Source organism: Komagataeibacter kakiaceti JCM 25156 (assembly GCF_000613305.1).
In genome coordinates this window covers 1-5,111 of the sequence record NZ_BAIO01000147.1, presented here as the reverse complement: position 1 = coordinate 5,111, position 5,111 = coordinate 1, and the positions used below count along the sequence as shown (strand labels likewise).

Annotated in this window: 5 protein-coding genes; 3 read left to right on the top strand and 2 right to left on the bottom strand. The window is 53.4% G+C overall.

Translation table 11 applies throughout. From position 1 onward, the window contains the following. Both JCM25156_RS27930 and JCM25156_RS32625 read right to left on the bottom strand, forming a co-directional pair. Window positions 1-234 (bottom strand): transposase (locus tag JCM25156_RS27930; protein WP_025812847.1); only part of this gene is annotated, 234 nt, incomplete at its 3' end. Window positions 235-521: 287 nt separating this feature from the next. Then, entirely contained in the window at window positions 522-695 is a 174-nt protein-coding gene (locus JCM25156_RS32625) for a transposase (RefSeq protein WP_199898847.1), read from the bottom strand. Between the two features lie 144 nt (window positions 696-839). On the opposite strand from JCM25156_RS32625, the gene JCM25156_RS29920 reads away from it, so the two are divergent. From JCM25156_RS29920 to JCM25156_RS29910, 3 genes are all read left to right on the top strand, one after another. Next, window positions 840-1,280: a restriction endonuclease gene (locus JCM25156_RS29920; RefSeq protein ID WP_199898846.1), complete on the top strand. Its 441-nt coding sequence runs from the start codon at window positions 840-842 to the stop codon at window positions 1,278-1,280. Then, complete coding sequence (locus JCM25156_RS29915) at window positions 1,196-2,566, top strand: DEAD/DEAH box helicase family protein (RefSeq protein WP_199898848.1); 1,371 nt, start codon at window positions 1,196-1,198, stop codon at window positions 2,564-2,566. The genes JCM25156_RS29920 and JCM25156_RS29915 overlap by 85 nt, the downstream gene beginning before the upstream one ends. Continuing rightward, window positions 2,491-5,111, top strand: a 2,621-nt coding sequence (locus tag JCM25156_RS29910; protein ID WP_199898845.1) for a type ISP restriction/modification enzyme, incomplete at its 3' end; no start/stop codon positions are given. The genes JCM25156_RS29915 and JCM25156_RS29910, both read left to right, overlap by 76 nt.

Here is a 5,111-nt window from a genome sequence, read left to right as displayed (position 1 = left end):
TAGAGCAGCCTCAAGTGGCGCACTGTCCCACACACTGGCACTGACGAAATGATGCAGCCGGTCATAAGGGATATCGCCATTGCGTGCAGCCATGGGCTGCACGCTCTTGCGGTCACCAGGTCCAATCAGGCCTGCAATATAAGCCGGACACATCGCCCGCTGCGCTTTGTGACCCAGGGCCACCAGAAATGGCGCAAGCCATACTTCCAGATCCGATCGCCAGTCGGTGTTCATCGCCAGCTCCCACTACAGCTGGTCTTCCATGAATCACCGATCGCACCCATTGAGAATCCTTATCCCAAATTTTCTGCCAAAGTAGTGCTAATGGTTGCGAATGCTCCTGTGGGACCTAATTATTAAATCTCGCCTTTTATGCCAGACGCCTGGCTATGCCTCCGAACGACTGTGCTGTCGATCATGTGCTGCCAGTTATCGATTAGTCCGAGTTCGACCAGTGTTTCCAGCCAGGAATTCCAGACACCTTGCTCAGCTCACCGGTGAAACCGGACATAGACCGAGTTCTATTTTCTGTAGCACTCATGCATGTTTCGCCATGGGCAACCGACACGCAGGACATAAAGCATTCCATTGAGAAACAGATGGTTATCCTGTGCCGGTCGTGACCAACGCCCACGTTCAGGCGGCAGCAGGTCGCCAATGATCGCCCCTTCTACGTCCGTCAGATCGCCACGCATTCATAGATTTCTGCAAATACCAGCGTTGAATCATGTCCACGTCAGTCTGAAAAACCTTTTGTCAGCAGGCCTATTCCCCATCCCTGCGGCAAGGGTTAATCTGACCAGACGTGATTTTCAGACCGTCCAAAGGCTTGCCCGATTATGTCCGCGCTTTCCCAACTGCTTGATACCTATAGAAATCTATCCGTCACAGAGCGCGAGAAAGGCACCTACTTCGAGGAACTGATTGTCTGCTATCTGCGGACAGAGCCGAGCTACGCGGACCTGTATGACCAGGTATGGACATACAAGGACTGGGCAACCCAAGAAGGCTATGTCGCGAAAGACACGGGTATCGATCTGGTCGCCAGAACGCGGGGCACCGGCGAATACCATGCTATCCAATGTAAATTTTATGCCTCGTCCCATCGTATTAGCAAACAGGATATCGACAGCTTTTTCACCGCCTCGGGAAAAAAGCATTTTGCCCGACGTATCATTGTCGCCACGACCAACCACTGGACCGACAATGCCGAGGCATCACTTGCGACCAGCATCCGCCCGTCAGCAAGATTGATCTGTATGACCTGGAAACCAGCCTGATTGACTGGTCGCAATATCAGCCCAAGATTGCGCCTATCCTGCGGGCGCAGAAGAAAGCCCGCGAGCATCAGGAAACCGCTATCCGCCGGGTTCTGGCAGGCTTCAAGAGCCATGACCGTGGCCGTCTGATCATGGCCTGCGGGACGGGCAAGACTTTCACCAGCCTGAAAATCGCGGAACAGCAGGTCGGTACCGGTGGTCGTGTCCTGTTCCTCGTCCCCAGCCTGTCCCTGCTGTCCCAGACCCTGACCGAATGGACCCAGGAAAGTCAGGTGCCGCTCCACAGCTTCGCGGTCTGTTCCGACAGTGACGTAGGAAAAAAGAAGGCGAGGAACGACGACGAGATTAAGGTCAACATCCACGAAATCCGGTACCCGGCAACCACCAGTCCCGGCCGTCTGGCGACCGAACACGCCAAACGGCATGACGACGCGCATATGACGGTCGTGTTTGCGACCTATCATTCCATCGATGTCATCAGCCGTGCCCAGAAGGAGCATGACTTCCCCGAGTTCGATCTGATCGTCTGCGATGAAGCGCACAGGACAACAGGGGTCACTTTCGGGGGCGAGGAGAACGATAGCGCCTTCGTCCGCGTTCATAACCAGGATTATCTGGCTGGCAGGCACCGACTCTACATGACTGCCACCCCGCGTATTTACGGCGATGTGGCGCGGGAAAAGGCTGAAAAAGAGGGGGCCATTGTCTATGGCATGAACAATGTGGCCATCTACGGGCCTGAGTTCCATGTCATCACCTTCTCCGAGGCCGTCCGGCGCAAACTGCTGGTGGACTACAAGGTCATTGTCTTGGCGGTTGACGAAGGAACCGTCAGCCGTAGTGTCCAAAAGCTTCTTGATGATCCCGATAACGGCCTGACCGTATCCGATGCCTCCAAAATTGTTGGATGCTGGAAGGCGCTGGCGACGGGCGGATTGCCTCGTGAGGGGACAGCTATCCCCGAACCAATGAAACGGGCTGTCGCCTTCTGCCAGGTCATTTCTCCTGACTACAAGGGCAGAACACCCAAGGTCAGTTCCATCCAGATTGCCGATATGTTCCAGCAGGTCGTGGAGGAATATCAGGAACAGGAAGGCATTGAACCTGAAGCCCGTCTGATCTGCGAAGCCGAACACGTCGATGGCGGGATGAACGCCAGCGAAAAGGAAGGCAAACTCGCCTGGCTGAAGGACGAGACCCCGGAAGGCATATGTCGGTTCTGTCCAATGTCCGTTGCCTGTCGGAAGGGGTGGACGTGCCGGCGCTGGATGCAGTCCTGTTCCTGACCCCCAGGAATTCACAGGTGGATGTGGTCCAGTCCGTAGGCCGTGTGATGCGGGTCGCACCTGGTAAGAAGCGCGGCTATGTCGTACTGCCCGTAGTTATCCCGGCTGGGGTTGAGCCAGACCAGGCTCTGGATAACAACAAGACCTATCAGGTGGTCTGGCAGGTGCTTCAGGCCCTGCGTTCTCACGATGACCGTTTTGATCACATGGTCAACAAGATGGATCTTCAGGCCAGACCTGACACATCCCGCATGGAAGTCATCGCGGTCACGAAGAAGATCACGGCCAAGACAAAGGCCCTGACAACAGGCACAGCCCAGAAAGCCCATTCGTCCTACAAAATTGGAAAGAAGGCTTCATTCCCTGACGACGACAGGCAGGAAACCCTGCAATTTGAAGTCGGGGAAATCGAACGGGCTATCTATGCCAAAATCGTCAAGAAGGTCGGCAACCGTCATCACTGGGAAGACTGGGCCGACGATATTGCCCAGATTGCTCAGACCCATATCACTCGCATCAAAATCATTCTGGAGAATCCAGACAACGTGAAAGCCCGAACCTCGTTCGAGGAGTTCACGTCAGACCTACGGACGGAGCTGAACGACAGCATCAGCGAGGAAGAAGTTATCGAGATGCTGGCACAGCATCTCATCACCCGCCCCGTGTTCGAAGCCCTGTTCTCCGGCCATAGCTTCATTGGCGACAACCCCATGTCCCGAGCCATGCAGACGGTTCTGGATGCGCTGGACAAGCACAGCCTGCACAAGGAAACGGACAGGCTGGAGGCTTTCTATACCAGCGTCCGTGAACGCGCTTCGGGGATTGATACCTCCTACGGTCGCCAGAAGGTCATCAAGGAACTGTATGACGGCTTTTTCCAGAAAGCCTTCCCGCGCCTGAAGGACCGCCTGGGTATTGTCTACACCCCCATCGAGGTGGTGGATTTCATCATCCGTTCCATCAATGACGTGCTGGAAAGCGAGTTCGGTCAGACCCTTGGAAGCAAGGGCGTCCATATCATGGACCCCTTTACGGGCACGGGCACATTCATCACCCGGTTATTGCAGAGCGGGCTGATTACGAAGGAGCAGATGCTCCATAAATACCGGCAGGAACTGCACGCCAACGAGATCGTCCTGCTGGCTTATTATATCGCTTCCATCAATATCGAGGCCACGTTCTCCGACCTGATGGACGGGACATATGAACCCTTCGAAGGTATCTGCCTGACGGACACCTTCAGGCTGAACGAACCGCATGACTTGGTAAGTGCGACCCTGGAGGACAACAATCGGCGTATCCACAAACAGAAGAAGCTGGATATCCGTGTGATCATGGGGAACCCGCCCTATTCCGTGGGGCAGGAAAGTGGGAATGATAACAACCAGAATGTGGCCTATCCCACCCTGGATGCGCGGATTGCGAAGACCTATGCGGAGCGGTCCAGTGCCACGAACAAGCGCGCCCTGTATGACAGCTATATCCGCGCCATCCGCTGGTCATCTGACCGCATTGGGGATTGTGGCGTCATCGGTTTCGTGACCAACGCAGGCTTTCTGGATGCCAATACGGCAAATGGTTTACGCCGGTGTCTGGCCGAAGAATTTTCCTCCATCCATGTGTTTCATCTGCGGGGGAACCAGCGTACATCAGGGGAAACATCTCGCAAAGAAGGTGGAAAGATATTCGATGCTGGAAGCCGGGCGCCGATTGCCATTTCCCTCATGGTCAAGAATCCAAATGCAAAGGAACAGAGTCGTATTTTGTTCCACGATATTGGGGATTATCTGACCCGTGAGCAGAAGCTGAAACGCATTGCAGAACTGGCCAGCATCAATGGCCTGACTGGCGAAGATCTATGGCAGACAATCACACCGGATGAACATGGCGACTGGCTGCGGCAACGGGATGACAGCTTCGGAAAATTTATTGCTATTGGGAGCAAGGACAAAAATACTGATCCTGTAATATTCAGTCTGTTCTCTCGTGGCATTGAAACCGCACGGGACGCTTGGTGCTTCAACTCCTCCCGCTCTGTTCTAGAAACCAATATTAAAACAATCATTTCTACCTATGAGGGAGAACGTCAGCGATTTAATGATGCTTTCCCGTCATTGGACCGCAAAGAGCGGGAAAAACAACTGGACAGTTTTGTTACTTCAGACCCGACGAGAATTAGCTGGTCACGTTCCTTGCGTCAAGATTTTACAAAAAATGTGCCATTATCATTTGATGGCGTTCAGATAGTTCCATCTCTTTATCGTCCATTCCAAAGGCAGAATCTCTACTTTGATAGGAATATAAACAATTATGTAAACCAGATGCCTCGACTGTTTCCTGATGCCCAAGCGGATAATAAAGTAATTATGATTAAGCAACGCCAACATGATGACAGTCAGTTTGCACTTATGAGCAACACTGTCCCAGACTTACAAAGTGATGGTGGAGCACAATGCTTTTCTGAATATTTATATGAAGAAGTAAGGACAGGACAGGACAGGACAGGACAGGACAGGACAGGACAGGACAGGACAGGACAGGACAG

Excerpts from the sequence above, each read along its gene's own strand:
- JCM25156_RS32625 (WP_199898847.1), bottom strand. The coding sequence starts at position 695 with ATGCGTGGCGATCTGACGGACGTAGAAGGGGCGATCATTGGCGACCTG.
- JCM25156_RS29920 (WP_199898846.1), top strand. The coding sequence starts at position 840 with ATGTCCGCGCTTTCCCAACTGCTTGATACCTATAGAAATCTATCCGTC.